The sequence below is a fragment of the Acinetobacter sp. WCHAc060042 genome, from assembly GCF_003231195.1.
Classification (GTDB): Bacteria; Pseudomonadota; Gammaproteobacteria; order Pseudomonadales; family Moraxellaceae; genus Acinetobacter.
This window is the reverse complement of record NZ_QKVN01000011.1, coordinates 48,013-63,852: the sequence shown is the minus strand read 5'-3', so window position 1 is coordinate 63,852 and position 15,840 is coordinate 48,013. Positions and strand designations below refer to the sequence as shown.

The 15,840-nt window shown below is 39.8% G+C and carries 16 protein-coding genes; 6 read left to right on the top strand and 10 right to left on the bottom strand.

Annotated features, from left to right (window positions below; translation table 11 throughout):
- Positions 1-8: 8 nt before the first annotated feature.
- On the bottom strand, positions 9-1,229 hold the full coding sequence (gene cxpE / locus DPG01_RS06690) for a chloramphenicol efflux transporter CxpE (protein WP_110974571.1): 1,221 nt from the start codon (positions 1,227-1,229) through the stop codon (positions 9-11).
- Positions 1,230-1,361: 132 nt separating this feature from the next.
- Between cxpE and purM the strand changes: the two genes are divergently transcribed.
- Both purM and purN read left to right on the top strand, forming a co-directional pair.
- On the top strand, positions 1,362-2,432 hold the full coding sequence (gene purM / locus DPG01_RS06685) for a phosphoribosylformylglycinamidine cyclo-ligase (RefSeq protein ID WP_086208297.1): 1,071 nt from the start codon (positions 1,362-1,364) through the stop codon (positions 2,430-2,432).
- Positions 2,433-2,437: 5 nt separating this feature from the next.
- Complete coding sequence (gene purN / locus DPG01_RS06680; RefSeq protein ID WP_110974570.1) at positions 2,438-3,070, top strand: phosphoribosylglycinamide formyltransferase; 633 nt, start codon at positions 2,438-2,440, stop codon at positions 3,068-3,070.
- Positions 3,071-3,121: 51 nt separating this feature from the next.
- Here purN and DPG01_RS06675 read toward each other — a convergent pair whose 3' ends face one another.
- The 3 genes from DPG01_RS06675 to sppA are packed head-to-tail and all read right to left on the bottom strand — an operon-like array spanning position 3,122 to position 5,382.
- Entirely contained in the window at positions 3,122-3,553 is a 432-nt protein-coding gene (locus DPG01_RS06675; protein ID WP_110974569.1) for an Sbal_3080 family lipoprotein, read from the bottom strand.
- Positions 3,554-3,568: 15 nt separating this feature from the next.
- Complete coding sequence (locus DPG01_RS06670) at positions 3,569-4,366, bottom strand: alpha/beta fold hydrolase (RefSeq protein WP_086208300.1); 798 nt, start codon at positions 4,364-4,366, stop codon at positions 3,569-3,571.
- Entirely contained in the window at positions 4,363-5,382 is a 1,020-nt protein-coding gene (gene sppA / locus DPG01_RS06665) for a signal peptide peptidase SppA (protein ID WP_110974568.1), read from the bottom strand. Before sppA ends, DPG01_RS06670 begins: the two co-directional genes overlap by 4 nt.
- Before the next feature lie 129 nt (positions 5,383-5,511).
- On the opposite strand from sppA, the gene DPG01_RS06660 reads away from it, so the two are divergent.
- Positions 5,512-6,501, top strand: coding sequence for a lysophospholipid acyltransferase family protein (locus DPG01_RS06660; protein WP_110974567.1), 990 nt, complete (start codon positions 5,512-5,514; stop codon positions 6,499-6,501).
- On the opposite strand, the gene DPG01_RS06655 is transcribed toward DPG01_RS06660, so the two are convergent.
- The 3 genes from DPG01_RS06655 to DPG01_RS06645 form a co-directional block, all read right to left on the bottom strand.
- Entirely contained in the window at positions 6,401-8,872 is a 2,472-nt protein-coding gene (locus tag DPG01_RS06655) for a DNA internalization-related competence protein ComEC/Rec2 (protein ID WP_110974566.1), read from the bottom strand. The two genes, DPG01_RS06660 and DPG01_RS06655, sit on opposite strands and share 101 nt — an antisense overlap.
- A 100-nt stretch (positions 8,873-8,972) precedes the next feature.
- Positions 8,973-9,656 carry a lipoprotein-releasing ABC transporter ATP-binding protein LolD gene (gene lolD / locus DPG01_RS06650; RefSeq protein WP_004693913.1) on the bottom strand — a complete coding sequence of 228 codons (684 nt, stop codon included), beginning with the start codon at positions 9,654-9,656 and terminating at the stop codon, positions 8,973-8,975.
- A complete protein-coding gene (locus tag DPG01_RS06645; protein ID WP_086208304.1) occupies positions 9,649-10,884 on the bottom strand; it encodes a lipoprotein-releasing ABC transporter permease subunit in 1,236 nt (411 codons plus the stop codon). The genes lolD and DPG01_RS06645 overlap by 8 nt, the downstream gene beginning before the upstream one ends.
- A gap of 24 nt (positions 10,885-10,908) precedes the next feature.
- Between DPG01_RS06645 and DPG01_RS06640 the strand changes: the two genes are divergently transcribed.
- Positions 10,909-11,478, top strand: coding sequence for a PilZ domain-containing protein (locus DPG01_RS06640; RefSeq protein WP_110974565.1), 570 nt, complete (start codon positions 10,909-10,911; stop codon positions 11,476-11,478).
- A 17-nt stretch (positions 11,479-11,495) separates the two neighbouring features.
- On the opposite strand, the gene DPG01_RS06635 is transcribed toward DPG01_RS06640, so the two are convergent.
- Together DPG01_RS06635 and DPG01_RS06630 are read right to left on the bottom strand one after the other, a co-directional pair.
- Entirely contained in the window at positions 11,496-12,407 is a 912-nt protein-coding gene (locus DPG01_RS06635; protein ID WP_110974564.1) for a DMT family transporter, read from the bottom strand.
- 13 nt (positions 12,408-12,420) lie between these two features.
- Positions 12,421-12,891: a YaiI/YqxD family protein gene (locus DPG01_RS06630; protein WP_086208307.1), complete on the bottom strand. Its 471-nt coding sequence runs from the start codon at positions 12,889-12,891 to the stop codon at positions 12,421-12,423.
- Between the two features lie 268 nt (positions 12,892-13,159).
- Here DPG01_RS06630 and DPG01_RS06625 point away from each other — a divergent pair, with 268 nt between their 5' ends.
- Positions 13,160-14,092: a hypothetical protein gene (locus DPG01_RS06625; protein ID WP_110974563.1), complete on the top strand. Its 933-nt coding sequence runs from the start codon at positions 13,160-13,162 to the stop codon at positions 14,090-14,092.
- A 417-nt stretch (positions 14,093-14,509) separates the two neighbouring features.
- The gene (locus tag DPG01_RS18770; protein WP_004693924.1) at positions 14,510-14,650 is read left to right on the top strand and encodes a hypothetical protein; all 141 of its coding nucleotides are present in this window, start codon (positions 14,510-14,512) and stop codon (positions 14,648-14,650) included.
- An 82-nt stretch (positions 14,651-14,732) separates the two neighbouring features.
- Here the strand turns inward: DPG01_RS18770 and DPG01_RS06620 are convergent, their stop codons facing one another.
- Complete coding sequence (locus DPG01_RS06620; RefSeq protein ID WP_110974562.1) at positions 14,733-15,719, bottom strand: bifunctional helix-turn-helix transcriptional regulator/GNAT family N-acetyltransferase; 987 nt, start codon at positions 15,717-15,719, stop codon at positions 14,733-14,735.
- Positions 15,720-15,840 lie beyond the last annotated feature (121 nt).

Genomic DNA, 15,840 nt, shown 5'->3' with positions numbered 1-15,840 from the left:
TATTTGTCCTAAAGTTCTTTATGGTCGACTTGATCAATCTTACTTGAATTTTCAGATGCTTGCTGATCTTTTACCATCCGATTTTTTAATTCAATATCAACTTCAACCTGATCAGTTTCAATGCTAATTGAACCTGTTGTCGAATCTTGTGAAATAAGTGCTGGTGCTCCATACATAGGGCTATTTTCGTAAAACTCACGTGCATGTCTCAATAAAACCACAATCACAGCAGCTACAGGCAATGCAATCAACATCCCCAAAATTCCGCCCAACTGAGCACCTGCTAGAACCGCAAATACAACTGCCACTGGAGACAGTCCAATTTTATCGCCTAGCAAGAACGGTTGCAGGATATAGCCTTCTACAGCTTGACCAATCATAAAGACCACACCAACTAGCAGTAGCTGCATCCAGTCAATACCAAATTGGAATAAGCTTGCAATAACAGCCGCAATAATGCCAACAGCAAAACCTAGATAAGGAATAATACTACATAGGCCTGCGACCATACCGATAATTAAACCGACCTCAAGCCCAATAAGCTGTAAACCAACAGCATAGACCACACCCAAAAGCACCATCACCAAGAACTGACCTTTAACAAAAGCACCCAGTACGCTATGGCACTCTCTAACGATGACAAGTGTCCTTTGCTCGTAGGCTCTTGGAATCAGGCGACGGAAACTATCCAGCATGCGATCCCAATCTAATAGAAAATAGAATGCAATAATCGGAATCAGAACCACCGTACCGCCAATTTGAATAAAGTTCAAACCAGATTGCGCCAATTTAGCAATCATCGCTTGAATGCTGTCTGCACTATAATTGGTTTGTACGTATTCCATAATAGCCGCTGAAATTTGATCAACATCCAATTCCATAGGAACTAAATTAAAGCTGTCTGAAAGCCAAGGGAGGAATTTATAATTTGCCCAATGTATACCTGAAGGAATACTATTTTTGGCATACATTAACTGTTCCCAAATCAACGGAACCAAATACCAAAATGCTAATGTAATGACAACGCCAATACCGATAAAAACAGCACTGATAGATAGCCAACGCGGTAAACCAATTTTATGCAGTTTATCGACTAATGGGCTAAACAGATAAGCGACTAAAAATGCACCAATAAAAGGTAAAACGACAGGTTTGAGTAAATACAACACCCAGAGAATAAGTGCTATACCTGCCAAAATAAAGAAACGCTTCAGTGTACGATCTTGCATGCAATCTCGCCTTTTTCAGATTTAATCGTTATTGAGAAAAATATTTTAGTAAAGATAACATTTTAGCGCAGAAATAACATATGTGTTTCGTATATTCAGGTATAATCGCCCCGCGAATGCGGAGACTTCATTATGAGCAACTCAACTTCTACCCCAAACACTGGTTTAAGCTACAAAGATGCAGGTGTCGACATTGAAGCGGGCGACGCGTTAGTCGATCGTATTAAATCTGTCGCGAAGCGTACTACTCGTCCTGAAGTAATGGGCGGACTAGGTGGCTTCGGTGCACTTTGTAAAATCCCTAAAGGTTATGAAGAACCTGTTCTCGTATCAGGCACAGACGGTGTTGGTACAAAATTACGTTTAGCATTGAATTTGAACCGTCATGACACAATTGGTCAAGACTTGGTTGCAATGTGTGTAAACGATCTTCTTGTCTGTGGCGCTGAGCCATTATTCTTCCTTGACTACTACGCAACAGGTCACCTAAATGTTGATGTTGCAGCAAACGTAGTCACTGGTATTGGTGCAGGCTGTGAACTTGCTGGTTGTGCATTGGTTGGCGGTGAAACTGCTGAAATGCCTGGCATGTATGAAGGCGAAGATTATGACTTAGCCGGTTTCTGCGTAGGCGTGGTTGAGCAAAGCAAAATTATTGATGGCTCTAAAGTTAAAGCAGGTAATGTTTTAGTTGGTGTTGCATCTTCAGGTGCACACTCAAACGGTTACTCTCTACTTCGTAAAATCTTAGATGTTAAGAATATTGATTTAACTCAAATTGTTGATGGCCGCCCACTTGCCGATGCGGCAATGGAACCAACTCGTATTTATGTGAAGCCTATTCTTCAACTTTTAAAAGAAGTCGATGTTCATGCAATGGCACATATTACAGGTGGCGGTTTACCTGGTAACTTACCACGCGTATTACCAAATGGTGCTCAAGCTGTTGTCAATGAAGCATCTTGGGAATGGCCAGAATTGTTTAAACTTCTTCAACGTGAAGGTGGTGTTGAACAGTTTGAAATGTATCGCACATTTAACTGTGGCGTAGGTATGGTTTTAGTTGTCGATGCTGCTGACGCTGACAAAACAGTTAAATTACTGAATGAGCTTGGCGAAAAAGCATTCACCATGGGTCATATTGTAGACAATGCTGAGTCAGTTGAAGGCGCAGACGAAAAAATCCGTGTAGTTTTCGCTTAATTCGTATGATTAAAATTGCTGTTTTGGTTTCAGGAAATGGATCAAACCTTCAGGCTTTGATTGATGCCAACCTTTCAGGAAAAATTGTAGGCGTTATTTCCAACAAACCTGAAGCCTATGCGCTACAGCGTGCTGGAAATGCAGGTATTGCAACAGCAGTGATTGAACACAAGCAATATCCAAATCGTGAAGCTTTTGATGATGTTATGCATCAACAATTGCTCGATTGGGATGTTGATCTCGTGGTTCTTGCTGGCTTTATGCGTATTTTAAGTGAGAAATTTGTTAGTGCTTGGGAAGGGAAAATGATTAACATTCACCCTTCTCTTTTGCCGTATTACAAAGGGATGCATACTCATCAGCGCGTACTGAATACTGGTGATCAACTACATGGCTGTACCGTGCACTATGTGACGGCTGAACTTGATGCAGGTCAGGCTTTAGCACAAGGCGTTCTGAAAGTGAGTGTACATGATAATGCCGATTCACTAGCAAGCCGAGTACATGTGCTTGAACATGTCATTTACCCGCAAGTGGTGGAATGGATTTGTACAGGTACAATTCAGCATACCGAAAAGGCTGTGTTATATCGTGGTCAAATCATGCATGAACCTGTGCAATTTGCCAAGTTTCCATAAATTTTAAGATTAAAAAAACGCATCCTCGGATGCGTTTTTTTATGATGATTTCTAATGCTTTTCTAACAACTGATTAATTAATGGATTGATTTTCGATTCATTACTTTTATATTTCGTTGGATTTAACAACCCACCTGCATGTAATTTATATTCAGCAAAACCGAGCAATTGATCACCTTTATAAAGCCTTAATTCGGCTCTAGTTAATACCATTGAAAAGTCCCACTTTTGATAAGCCACATATTTCAAGACATAAACACATTCTAAAGGTTTAGTCCGATCATAAATTTGAGTTGAGATATGACGCGCTTCCAGACCATTTATAAGAATATTTTCAAAGTTAACCACAATAACTTGAGGATTATGTTCAATACAAATATGCGTTAAATCACGTTTATCAATATTATTCAAATGAGAGACTTGAGTGCTTGCGCATCCCAGTAACGGAAGTATGAAAAATAAAAAATAAATGGCTTTCTGCATTTATAATCCAAAAAATTACGCTGTTGAAATGAGCCTTTTAATGAGTGTCACCGTTTCTTGTGGTTTTTCCAATGGAAACATATGGCTTCCCTCAACCACTTGATAAGGTATTCCGAATTTCTTTTTCACCATTTGTGGAAAACCTGGACCAATAAATGGCCCTTTCTCAGCGATCAATAAATGCATGGGAACTTTTGGCTGAGCCTGTGGTAACCACCACAATGATGGATTTGTTCTAAAGATATGAACTTCATCCATCTTTGAAATGCTAAGCTCCACACCTCCACGCACACGATCTTCAGTTAACCCATGGTCGATATATGCTTGAAAGCAATCAGGATCAAAGTCTTTATAAAAACCTTTAGCGCCTAACAATTCTGCAGCCTGTTCACGGCTTTCCCAGTGATCCCTGCGTCGCAGTGATAACGCGGCTGGAGACATATTATCCACCACTTTGAGCCCCAGCATCTTCGCAAAGTGTAATGCAAACGAAGCTTTGCCCATAATTAATGGTGGATCAATCATAATGACTTGTTCAAACAATTCAGGACGCTGTAATGCGGCCTGAAAAGTAAGCACTGAACCTAAAGAGTGACCTAAACCAATCACCTTGCGCCCTTGTGCCTGCCGAACAATACTATCAATCACTTGTTGAGTTAAGCTTTTCCAATGGTTATCAATCGGATAGCTTTTATCTGGTCCCAATAGAGGCACATAAATCACATCGTACTGATCCGAGAGTAAGTCAAATAATTTCTGATAGACTTTTCCAGGCACGCCATTGGCGTGCGCAAAATGAATTAAAGGTTTCATTGTAACTTTGTCGTCTGTTCAGTTTGCATTTGGTTTGACAGTGATGACGCAAAACCTGCCCCCATAGACGCACCTAAACGCCCTAAAACAGAATCAAGTGGACTATGTACCACAGTATAATCCATTGCTTTATCTGTATTTAACTCACGTTTTAAAGTATGTAAGTTACCAATACGATCAGCAATGCCGAGTTTTACTGCCTGATCACCAGTCCAGAAAAGACCTGAAAAGAGCGCTGGATCATTCGATTTTAACTTTTTACCACGACCTTGTTTAACAGCATTAATAAAATGCTCATGTACATTATCAAGTACAGCTTGGACATGTGCGCGCTGCGCAGGATTAACAGGTTGGGTCATAGATAGCAAGGCTTTGTTTTGACCAGATGTCATAGTGCGGTCTTCAACACCCAGTTTTTGCATCAAGCCGGTTACACCATAGTTCGGCATAATCACACCAATTGAACCGACCAAACTTGATGGATTCACCAGAATCTCATCCGCAGCTGACGCAATATAATATGCACCTGACGCACCAGTATCACCAATCACTGCATACAACTTTTTGTCGCCATGTGTTTTCTTTAGGTATTGGATTTCTTGCCAAATTTCATCAGACTGAACAGGTGAACCACCCGGTGAATTAATATTTAAAACCACTGCTTGGCTTTGCTTATTTTCAAATGCTTTCTTTAATGATTTAATCGTGTCATTACTGTTCACGCTTTGCTCGTCTGCGGCAATTGTGCCCACAATATCAACCACAGCAATATGCTTAGATGCTGTTGCATCCGTACCACTGGTCGAACAACTCTTGGTCATCGCAATTAAAATAAACAAAAGATAGGCAAAAGTCAGAAACTTGAAAAAGATCCCCCAACGACGTGCACGACGTTGTTCTTCAACGGAAGCTAAAACCGCTTTTTCTAAAAGCTTCCATTCATTCCCTGTTGGCTGTTCGTGTGCAGGTTGTTGTTTCGGCATTTCATTTTCTGGTTTTGGTGGCCAATCGGACATATAACAATCCAAACTTGAATAAAATTGCCCTCATTATATACACTGATTTATACAAAACTGTCGAAACCATTCATTTTATCTTATAATATTTTTTGTTTTTATCCACGTACACTATATCGACTCTAAAGAATGACTAAACCACAAGAACAGAACTCGACTTATCGTCTACTCCGTTTTGCAAGTAAACAACCCATTAAATTTTCACGTTTTTTTGCTAGAGGTTTAGCGGGTTTAGTCAATCTTTTAAAAATTAGTAAAAATAATGATGCTCTCAGACTAAATCTGCAAATTGCTTTACCTGAACTCAGTCCAGAACAGCGCGAAATGATTGCGAAACAAGCAGTACGTAATGAACTCACCACTTATTTTGAGTTTTTTAGTATTTGGGGTTCCAGTAACCAAAAAAATATTGAACGCGTTCAAAAAGTACATGGCGAACATCTACTACACGAAGCCCTTGCTGCTAAAAAAGGTGTCGTCTTGATCGTTCCACATTTTGGGACATGGGAAATTATGAACACCTATGTTGCCCAATTTACCGAAATGACCATTATGTATAAACCAGTCAAAGATCCTGGGGCTGACTTATTTGTTCGTGAAGCACGTGGTCGGGAGGGTGCTCATCTTGTTCCTACAGATGAGTCTGGAGTTCGACAAATTTTTAAGGCGCTCAAACAAGGGGGAACAACCGTGATTCTGCCCGATCATACCCCCAAACAAGGCGGGGAAATGATTCCTTATTTTGGTTTTCCCCTAGCCTCAAGTAACCTGAGCGCCAAGCTGATTCAAAAAACCAAAGCCAAAGCTTTACTGCTGTATGCCATTCGTAATGACGATGGCTTTGACATGTACATTGAAGAAATGAGTGACGCGATTTATCAAGGTAGTGCCAATGATGGTACTTTAGTGATTCATCAAGCCATTGAGAACTTAGTCCATCGCCACCCAGAACATTACCACTGGACCTATAAACGCTTCAAAGCCAATTCGAAACTTAGGCCATTGTATAATCTGCCATTTAATGAGGCAGTGCTGCGTTTAGAGCAGTTACGTTTGGAACAACAGAATCATCCGATTGCAACCACGGTCGAGTCTGACGCTGTGTCGTCAACTCAATAAGTCCTGTAGACCTCGCAGTAAAACGTATACTACCGTGCCCTGCTGTAGTCAAAAGTGGAATATTGAGTGCTTTCAAGCGTGCTTGCGTTATTCTACTCGGATGCCCATAACGATTATGAAAACCTGCTGAAGCAACCGCCAGTTTTGGTTGATAATACTTTAAAAATGCATAAGCTGAACTATGACGACTACCGTGATGCCCCAAGATCAGGACATCAACTTTTAAGTCAGGATAATCCTGCAATAATTGAAACTCGGTTTGCCAGCCAGCATCGCCCATAATCAAAAAATTCTGATAAGGCTGTACATTTTTCACCTGTATATAAACTACACAAGATAGCTCATTTTGCTGATACGGTACTTGTGCCAATTGACTGGCTTTTGGTGATAAAATTTTGATCTCAACGTGTTCAGACCAATGCCAAATCTGCCCTTGTTTACAATAATCAAAACGAGACTTGCTAGCTACATCCAATTGCTGATTGGAATAGACTTGATTGATCGACAACTCATTTTTTAATGTGGTATAGCTTCCACTATGATCTTGATCCAAATGCGTAAGTATCAATGGATCTAATTCACTCACACCTTGTTTCGATAGAAATGGCTGAATCACCTGCTTAGCAATACTAAACTTCGTTTCATCATAGGAGCCTCCGACGTCAATCATGGCATGCTGTTGATCATCCTGCATATACACCGCCTGCCCCTGACCGACATCAAGTACAATTAATTCAAAAGGATGCTGCTTTGCACTCAGCCCAAGTAGCGGAAAAACACTCAATACTACCCATGTTTTGGGTAAAGTCGACTTGGGCATAAAAATAATGCTGAGTACCACAATGAGCAAAATTATCTGCCAAACGTTAAGTGCAACCGACAACAATTTGATCGGAAGCATGGCATCTAACAAGTGGAGTATGCTCAATAAAAATAGCAATACCCAATCTGCCAACTGAAACAAAAGACTACTCAGCGGTTCAAAAACATAAAAGGTAAAAGCAGCCAAAACATCCAATGGCACAACCACTAAGCCAATCAAAGGAATGGCCACAAGGTTACTGATAGGACTAATCCAAGAGACTTGTTTAAAGAAAATGATAACCAAAGGCAAAAGTGCGACAAAGATTTTCCACTGCGACTCTATCAACAGTTTGAGCGCGAATATAAGTTGCTGTTGCCACGTTTGGGAGCGACTCAAATCAAACCGAAGGGTGGTTTGATAAATGCGTAAAAGTACAAAACATGCCCCATAGGACAGCCAAAAAGCAGCTGATAGAATCGAAAAAGGATCAAACAATAAAAGAAGTGATGCACTCAATAAGAGCAACGTCAAAGCTGAAATTTTCTGCCTAAGCCAAACCAACGCTGTTAAACAGAAACAACTGAGTAAAGTCCGCATTGCAGGAATCTCAAAACCAACAAAGGCACAATACAGCAACACACAGAGGAAAAATGGCAATAGCAATAAATATGGACGTGGTACTATAAGAAAAATACGTGAGTAAAATCGGTTGACTCCTTTTTGTAAGAGCCAGCAAAACATCACAGCAAAGATGAGTACATGCGGTCCTGAAATTGCCAACAAATGACTAATACCAAAACGTTGAAAGAATATTGTTGTTTCTTTATCTAAGAAACTTTCATCCCCTGTCAGGAGCGCTAAAATTAAGCCCTTATAACTTAAGGGCTGTATATAAATAAAGTTGCGTATCTTTAAACGCTGTCGCTCTATACCTAACTGGAGTTGCTTGAAGATAGTTTGCTGCTTTCTTAAATGACTGGCATAGCCTAACCCGTAAATTTCTGCCTCAGATAAGGGTTGTATTTGCTTGAGCTTGAAACCAGACATAAGATTACGTTGCAGATACCACTGCTCAAGATCGAATACACCTTGCACTGCATAACTATGTGCAGGACGTATTTCCCCAGTCAGTCGGTAGTATTTCCCAAGTTCCAACACCGCTTGCTGATCCGATATCCTTTTTTGAAAACTTAACCACTGCACCGGTTGCTCGTGTCGGTTCAAGACCTGTATTTCTTGCTGAATGGTCTCACTACCCAGTTGGTTAATCTTTGCAATATAAACAATGACTTTAGTATCTTCCACTCTGGTTTCTTTATAGGCTAGACGTTGCTGCAAAGCCGATTGCGCATAATGATATCCTGCAGTTAAAAACAACATGAAATAAATTAATCCGCATATAAACTGTAAAATAAGCGCGGGTTTATGCTTAAAAAGAAAAAACTGTAAAGGTAAAAGTCCGATGACCAAAATCAATGCTGGGTAAAAAAGATGATTTAGGATGGGGACGCTCTGCCCCATTAATGCAATTCCTAAAATCCAAGCAACAGCATATAAAAGCTTCATTTTTTATTCAGTTATTGTTTTTATTGGCGCCATAATAAAGCCCACCGAAGTGGGCTTCAATAGATAGTGGCTTTATCTCATATTTTTGTCGGCACTCAGCCTAATCATTGACCCAAAGACCATCTTGCATATGCAAAATAGAATCAGCCGACTGAGCCAGTTGCTCATCATGCGTCACGATCAACATCGCCATATTGAATTCCTGACGTAAATCCATCAGCAACTCAAAAATTTTACTTGCTGTTTTCCGATCTAAATTACCTGTCGGTTCATCTGCCATCATCAAGGCAGGCTTAGCCACCAATGCTCGCGCCAAAGCAACGCGTTGACGTTCCCCACCTGAAAGCTCACCTGGTTTATGGGTTAAACGATGCGTCAATCCTACACGTTCAAGCAAGTATTCAGCCTGTTTTTGCACATCTTTAAAGTTGGTGCCTTGGCGTAACATCAGCGGCATGGCCACATTTTCTAAAGCCGTAAACTCAGGCAACAGATGATGGAACTGGTAAACAAAACCTAAGTGTTGATTACGTAAATAGCCACGCTCAGCTTCATTCAAACTGTCAAAACGACTACCCTGTAAAAAAACCTGTCCAGAGCTCGGACGGTCTAAACCGCCCAATACATGTAACAACGTACTTTTACCCGAACCACTCGACCCCACAATTGAGACAAATTCGCCTGCTTTGACTTGTAGAGAGAGACCTTTAATCACTTCAACGGTCGACTTACCATCGGTAAAGTGCTTTTCAATATTTTGTGCTTCTAAAACAATTTTACTCATAGCGTAATGCCTCCGCAGGTTGGATTTTTGCAGCACGCATTGCAGGATAAATTGTTGCAAGGAAACTTAAAATTAAAGACAGGGACACAATGGTTAATACATCTTGCCATCTTAAATACGAAGGTAAGTAATTAATAAAATAAGCATCAAATAAATGAAGTCCCATTACATTGTTTAGCCAACCCACCAAGCTACTAATACTTGAAGCGAAAACAATACCGAGAATCGCACCAGATACTGTACCAATCACACCAATAATCGTACCCTGAACCATAAAAATACGAGTAATAGTTGCTGGAGAAGCCCCAAGAGTTCGTAATATAGCAATATCCGATTTTTTATCGGTGACAACCATCACCAAGGACGACACAATATTAAATGCAGCCACCAAGACAATCAGGAACAGTAATAAGCTCACCATCGCTTTTTCCATTTGGATCGCACTAAATAAGTTGCCGTGAGTATAGGTCCAATTTGAGGCATAAAAACCGCTTGGCAGATCCATGACAATTTCATCTGCCACTTTCGGAGCAACAAAAATATCATCTAGTTTCAAGCGAATACCTTGTGCACCGTCAGGTAAGCGCAGCAAAGTTGATGCATCATTAAGAGCAATGTAGCCCATCATCGAATCAACCTCAGCACCAATGCTGAAAATCCCCACAATTTTGAAACGCTTAAAACGTGGTACGACACCCGCTGGTGATGGTGTTGCCTCAGGTAAAACCAAAGTCACACTGTCATTTAAACCTAAACCTAAGGCATCGGTCATTTGTTTGCCTAAAACAATACCAAACTCACCTTTTTTGAGCTTATCAATACCCCCTTCAACCATGTGATCTTGGATAATCGAAACCTTTTTTTCATACTCAGGTTCAATTCCCGTGACCATGATTCCAGCCACTTGGCCTTGTGCAGTCAGCATCCCCTGCAATTGAGTAAAAGGTGCCACACCCGTGACATGCTCTTTTGTTTCAATTTTTTTTGCAAGTTCGGGCCAATTTGTTAAAATTTGTGTTGAAGAAACAGTGGCTTGAGGTATCATTCCAAGTACACGAGTTTTCAATTCTCGGTCAAAACCATTCATTACAGATAACACTGTAATGAGTACTGCCACACCCAGTGTCAGACCGATCATCGAAACCAGTGCAATAAAAGAAATAAAGTGGTTGCTACGCCGTGCGCGAGTATATCTCAACCCTATATACAGCGAGATTGGTTTAAACATACCATCTAGTCCGAGGTCATAATTATGGAAAGTTTACAGCATCAAAACGTTCAAACTGAACGTCGTGTGATGTCTCGAATCGACGCGGCCTTGAGAATTAACTATCAGATTATTTCTGATGATGTTGCCCTTAATGACCCTTACGATCCTAATTTTGTTTTGCCACGCTATTTTCTACTACTCGCAGAATTAGATCAATTTGATCATGCCCTAAACTACGAATTAGAACAATTATCTGAAAAAGATCAACAAATTGCTCGAATATTATCCCTATTTAATCAAAAATTAAACCTGATCACGGGATCTTTGTACGACACGATTGTACAAACCATGTTACCTACACCTGAGCATGTCAACTTTTCAGAAAGTGGTTTAAGCTTTTACAGTGACAAGCAAATTCAAGATGGTACCTATATACATCTGACTTTGAGCCATCCCGAAAACTTCTTCCATATTGCAGCCATTGCGCAAGTGGTATATAGCAACGCAGAAGAAAATGATAAGTATCGCACGGGTGCATACTTTATTACCTTGCACCCGCAAGATCGTTCGAAACTCGCAGACTGTATTTCATTAAGCTTAGAAGATCATTAAAAAGCCAAAAACTCGGACTAGTTTGGACTTTTTAATTTTTGGGCAAGTTTGCGACTTGCCTGAAGATCTTTATAAAAATAGACAAATAAGCCAGATAGCAATACCGCTGCGCCCAAGAGGACTAACATCGACAGTTTTTCGTGGTTGAGTACTGCACCAATAAATAAAGCAATCATCGGCGTCATGACTGTTGTCAATGACAACGTTGTCGGCTGAATTTTTTGTACCAAATTAAAATAACAGAACATTGCAATCAATGACGCCATAATGACGGTATAAAGTAGTGCCAAACAAGTTTTCAAATCGGGCATTTGCTGCGGTGCATACTGCCAAATAAATGGCACGATACATATTGCTGCTACGGTTGAAACCAAGATTGACCCCGTTGCTTGTGCAACAGGTTCGATATTTGCATTGACTTTTTTCACCCAGAAAATAGAGGCTGCATAAGAAAATACACTGAGTAGCATCAGCCCAATCCCAAAGGGATGCACATGCTGTGTATTTCCAGCAAGACAAATAATGGCCAATCCCACCAATGCAATACACATCCCGAGCCACTGCATTGCGCTCAAATAGGTCTTAAAGTAAAAACGTCCGATCAGCCCTGCCATAATGGGTGCTAAGCCAAACATTAAGGCAATCATGCCTGAACTAATATAATTGGTTGCGACATAGGTAAAAAACTGCGAGCCGATCAAGCTAAAAGAACCAGCTAAATAACTATGCCACGCATCTTTGTTGGTCGGGAACTGACGCTTTAGAACCAATAACAAACAAATCGCCAAAGGTAGTGCAATAAAAAATCGCAATACCAACGCCCACAGCATATGTAAATCGGTCACACTCCACACAATCGCTAAAGGCGTTGTAGACCAAATAAAAACCAGTAATCCATAGGTTGCCATCAAATTGGCTTTAGAAGACATAATCGGCTCGATGCTAGATAGCTGTTTTACGTTTTTGCTTTTGGATGGTTTGATCTAAAGAACTGGAGAACTCTCGTTTATCTCGTTCGGAAATGGGGGGAGGACCACCTGTTTGAACACCTGCCCCACGTAAGGTATCCATAAAGTCCCGTAAATGCAGTCGCGCTTTGACATTTGCAGTGGTGTAAATTTCACCACGAGGATGAATCGCAACCCCTCCTTTTTCAATCACTTGTGCGGCAAGCGGAATATCCTGAGTAATCACAATATCGTTGGCTTGCATGCGATCAACAATTTCTTGATCAGCCGCATCTGCCCCGCTCATCACCTGAATCGAATTAATACGGATGGATGGCGTAATCCCAACATTTTGGTTTGCCACGAAAGTGACTTCAAGCTGATAACGATCTGAAGCACGTAAAATCACTTCACGTAAGATTTTAGGTAATGCATCAGCATCCACCCACAGTTTAAATGGCAACACTTTGCATCCACGAACAAAAGAAACTGTCTTAGTCTAACAAACTCAGTGCGTTAGATTAATAGATAAAACCGCTCAAAATGACAGTGTTAACCATCGCCAAATACTTTTAAAGTATAATTCATCATGACTGTGGCAGGATTTAAAAGCCAAATTCAAGCCATATCTATGTGCTTTTTCATGATTCTTCAGTAAAAATATAATAAAGGACTTGAAATATAGAAATAACCCTCGATTTAATAGGGATATATCACCTCATTCAATCGTGCATATGAACAATCAAAATAGTCCAGAAATAATCACCATTGATGACCAAAACTTTGGTAGCCACGTCGAACATTGGAATTTACTCACAGATCACCCTGCACAAGATGTACCCAAATGGTTAGGTTTAGCTTTAAATGCGCCGATTATGCCAATGGGGTTGTGCCAAACTGAACAGGATATGGATGCAAACTGTTGGTTAATCCAAGGACCAAGTCAAGCTGTTGTTCAGCTTACACAAGTGATTGCAGTTGAAAATAATAAGCCTACAGCAGTAAAAACTGCATTCCCAAGTTTCAATAGCCCCTACAAAGTTCCTGTTGTGGTTGAACGTATCATCCGCTGTCAATCAAACACGCAAGCTGTTCTACGCCTAAATTTAGGTAATAACAGCATTGTATATGCTTACGATAGTCTGTATAGCGTGAATCATGGCCAATACCAAAAAGACCAAACCTATGTTGCACAACTCAATGCATGGGCATATGAGCTAGAGGCTGTTGCAGAACATGAACAACTTGTCGTTGATGATCCCGCATCCATTAAACACCATCGCGCACTAAACGATATTTTAGCAGCAAACAATGGTATTGCCCCTGCCAACCTCCAAGAGCAAATTGACGCATGGGAACCAAAGTCAGATGACGATAAAGAACCTGTGACTGTAGATTTTTCAAAGATGGTTGCCTATTTATATGGTGAAAAGATTGGTCAGGAAGATGAAGCATGGTTTCAAGGCAATATTGTGGGTAAAACTAGCATGCAATTTATGGAGCAAGACTACACGTTGCTTGACGTTGCCTTAATTCATGAAGAAGACCAAGCTGCAACCTTGATCCGTATTGCCACTAAAAACCCAACTTATGCACAGTTCAATATTGGGCAATACATCCGTGGTAACATTTGGATTCAAGCCAATATTTATTCATCAAATCAATAATTTAAACAAAAATCCAACTCAGATTGCAAAGCAATTTGCATCAACTGAGTTGGATTTTTTTATTTTTATAGCTCACTTTTATTTTAATTTAAATTCATTTGTATAAAACTTATCCACATTTTATATTAATTCCATCTATTTTAAATTCATTTTAAAACCCATTTATCCACAGTTTTAAATTCATTATTTTTATTTAATTTATATATTCAAAACTTATGAGTTCTATGACTTTCATATAGTTAGCTCTTGCCAGAAGCAGACTTTGATATAATTTTTAGATAAAACTAAAAAAATTAATAATGATGTATAATCGGCTTTGATTATTTTTATTTAGTACTTTATTTAATCATTTTTTTATGTTAAAAATATAAACATGCAATAGGATTTAAACGATAATTAAATCGGAATAAAACTTCCATGAAAATTATGCAAGAAGAAAATATACAGCATGTTGAACATCAATTAGAAAAGCGCTATCAGCTTGATGCTTATTCGTGCATGTTCTTTGTGTTAGGCATGATGATTTCTGCCTACTTCTTACATCAATTCATTTTGTAATTGATGTGACCTTCGCAGCCCCATTCAAAGAAGCCAACGATTGTTGGTTTTTTTACGTCTAAAATAGCCAAAACAAAGTCATCTAAACTTTTTTTCTTCTACCGCGCTTAGCTGTGTGGTCTTTTATGCGCTTTATATAATATTGTTCAGTAAATATTTGCCCAAAATACTCAACAGGCTGTTCACTCATATAAACAAAACCATATTGCTCATACAATTTTTTTGCAGCCTGATATGGTTGCTCAAGCCACGTTTCCACCGCCTGAAAGTCATGTAACTCACAAAATTGCATTGCATGTGACATAAGCCGTTGACCTATGCCCTGTCCGCGCCAAATATCATCCACCATCAACCACCGAAGTTGAGCATTGGCATTGCCTAAGTTTTCTGCATCAATCGCAACACAGCCCACAATACGATTTTGATGTAAAGCAAACCAAATTTCATTACGCGCCTGATCTAAGCGGCCAATAAAATCAGCTAACTCGCGTGCAAACTGAATTTCAATCACATCATGTGATGTGCTATTCATTCGATAAAACTGGCGCAACATATCAATCAGCCGGGCAACACAGCCTGTTTGATAGCCAGAGACAATTTGAATATTGGTAGTATGTATTCCAGTTGCTGAGATGCGAAAGTTTTTCAGTGTTTCAAGATACAGGGCTAAACCCTGCAAAATCAGTTGCTGTCCATGTTCATCTAAATTTTGTAATGCCGCACTGATCTGACTTTGATCAGCTCTATGAATATGGTGAACTGTACTGAGCCCCTGCTCAGTTAAGCAAACTAACTTGACACGTCCATCTTCGCTACTACTGAATTCCTCAATTTCACCCGTTTGTTTTAACTTGGCTAACATTCGGCTCACACTTGATTTGTCCAAACCCAAGTGTTCCACCAAAGAAACTGCACTCAGTTGCCCTTGTTGCTCTAAACAAAGTAAACATTGCACTGACGATGATGACAATACTTGATCTAAACCATTCTGTAGACGACCATACTCACGAACCAATTGCTGAGTAGACTGACGAATGTGATCAATTGGACTAATCGGCGTTCGACTCATAACGTTAGCCAACTTTAGTGTACATATCCAGCATATTTACATACTCATAAAAACTAAACAATAGATAACAAAATATTTTAGATATAAAAAAACCTGCGAGCCTAAACTCGCAGGTTTTTGA

What these genes read in the sequence shown, in the direction of transcription:
- cxpE (WP_110974571.1), bottom strand. Translation starts at nt 1,229, where the DNA reads ATGCAAGATCGTACACTGAAGCGTTTCTTTATTTTGGCAGGTATAGCA.
- purM (WP_086208297.1), top strand. Translation starts at nt 1,362, where the DNA reads ATGAGCAACTCAACTTCTACCCCAAACACTGGTTTAAGCTACAAAGAT.
- purN (WP_110974570.1), top strand. Translation starts at nt 2,438, where the DNA reads ATGATTAAAATTGCTGTTTTGGTTTCAGGAAATGGATCAAACCTTCAG.
- DPG01_RS06675 (WP_110974569.1), bottom strand. Translation starts at nt 3,553, where the DNA reads ATGCAGAAAGCCATTTATTTTTTATTTTTCATACTTCCGTTACTGGGA.
- DPG01_RS06670 (WP_086208300.1), bottom strand. Translation starts at nt 4,366, where the DNA reads ATGAAACCTTTAATTCATTTTGCGCACGCCAATGGCGTGCCTGGAAAA.
- sppA (WP_110974568.1), bottom strand. Translation starts at nt 5,382, where the DNA reads ATGTCCGATTGGCCACCAAAACCAGAAAATGAAATGCCGAAACAACAA.
- DPG01_RS06660 (WP_110974567.1), top strand. Translation starts at nt 5,512, where the DNA reads ATGACTAAACCACAAGAACAGAACTCGACTTATCGTCTACTCCGTTTT.
- DPG01_RS06655 (WP_110974566.1), bottom strand. Translation starts at nt 8,872, where the DNA reads ATGAAGCTTTTATATGCTGTTGCTTGGATTTTAGGAATTGCATTAATG.
- lolD (WP_004693913.1), bottom strand. Translation starts at nt 9,656, where the DNA reads ATGAGTAAAATTGTTTTAGAAGCACAAAATATTGAAAAGCACTTTACC.
- DPG01_RS06645 (WP_086208304.1), bottom strand. Translation starts at nt 10,884, where the DNA reads ATGTTTAAACCAATCTCGCTGTATATAGGGTTGAGATATACTCGCGCA.
- DPG01_RS06640 (WP_110974565.1), top strand. Translation starts at nt 10,909, where the DNA reads ATGGAAAGTTTACAGCATCAAAACGTTCAAACTGAACGTCGTGTGATG.
- DPG01_RS06635 (WP_110974564.1), bottom strand. Translation starts at nt 12,407, where the DNA reads ATGTCTTCTAAAGCCAATTTGATGGCAACCTATGGATTACTGGTTTTT.
- DPG01_RS06625 (WP_110974563.1), top strand. Translation starts at nt 13,160, where the DNA reads ATGAACAATCAAAATAGTCCAGAAATAATCACCATTGATGACCAAAAC.
- DPG01_RS18770 (WP_004693924.1), top strand. Translation starts at nt 14,510, where the DNA reads ATGAAAATTATGCAAGAAGAAAATATACAGCATGTTGAACATCAATTA.
- DPG01_RS06620 (WP_110974562.1), bottom strand. Translation starts at nt 15,719, where the DNA reads ATGAGTCGAACGCCGATTAGTCCAATTGATCACATTCGTCAGTCTACT.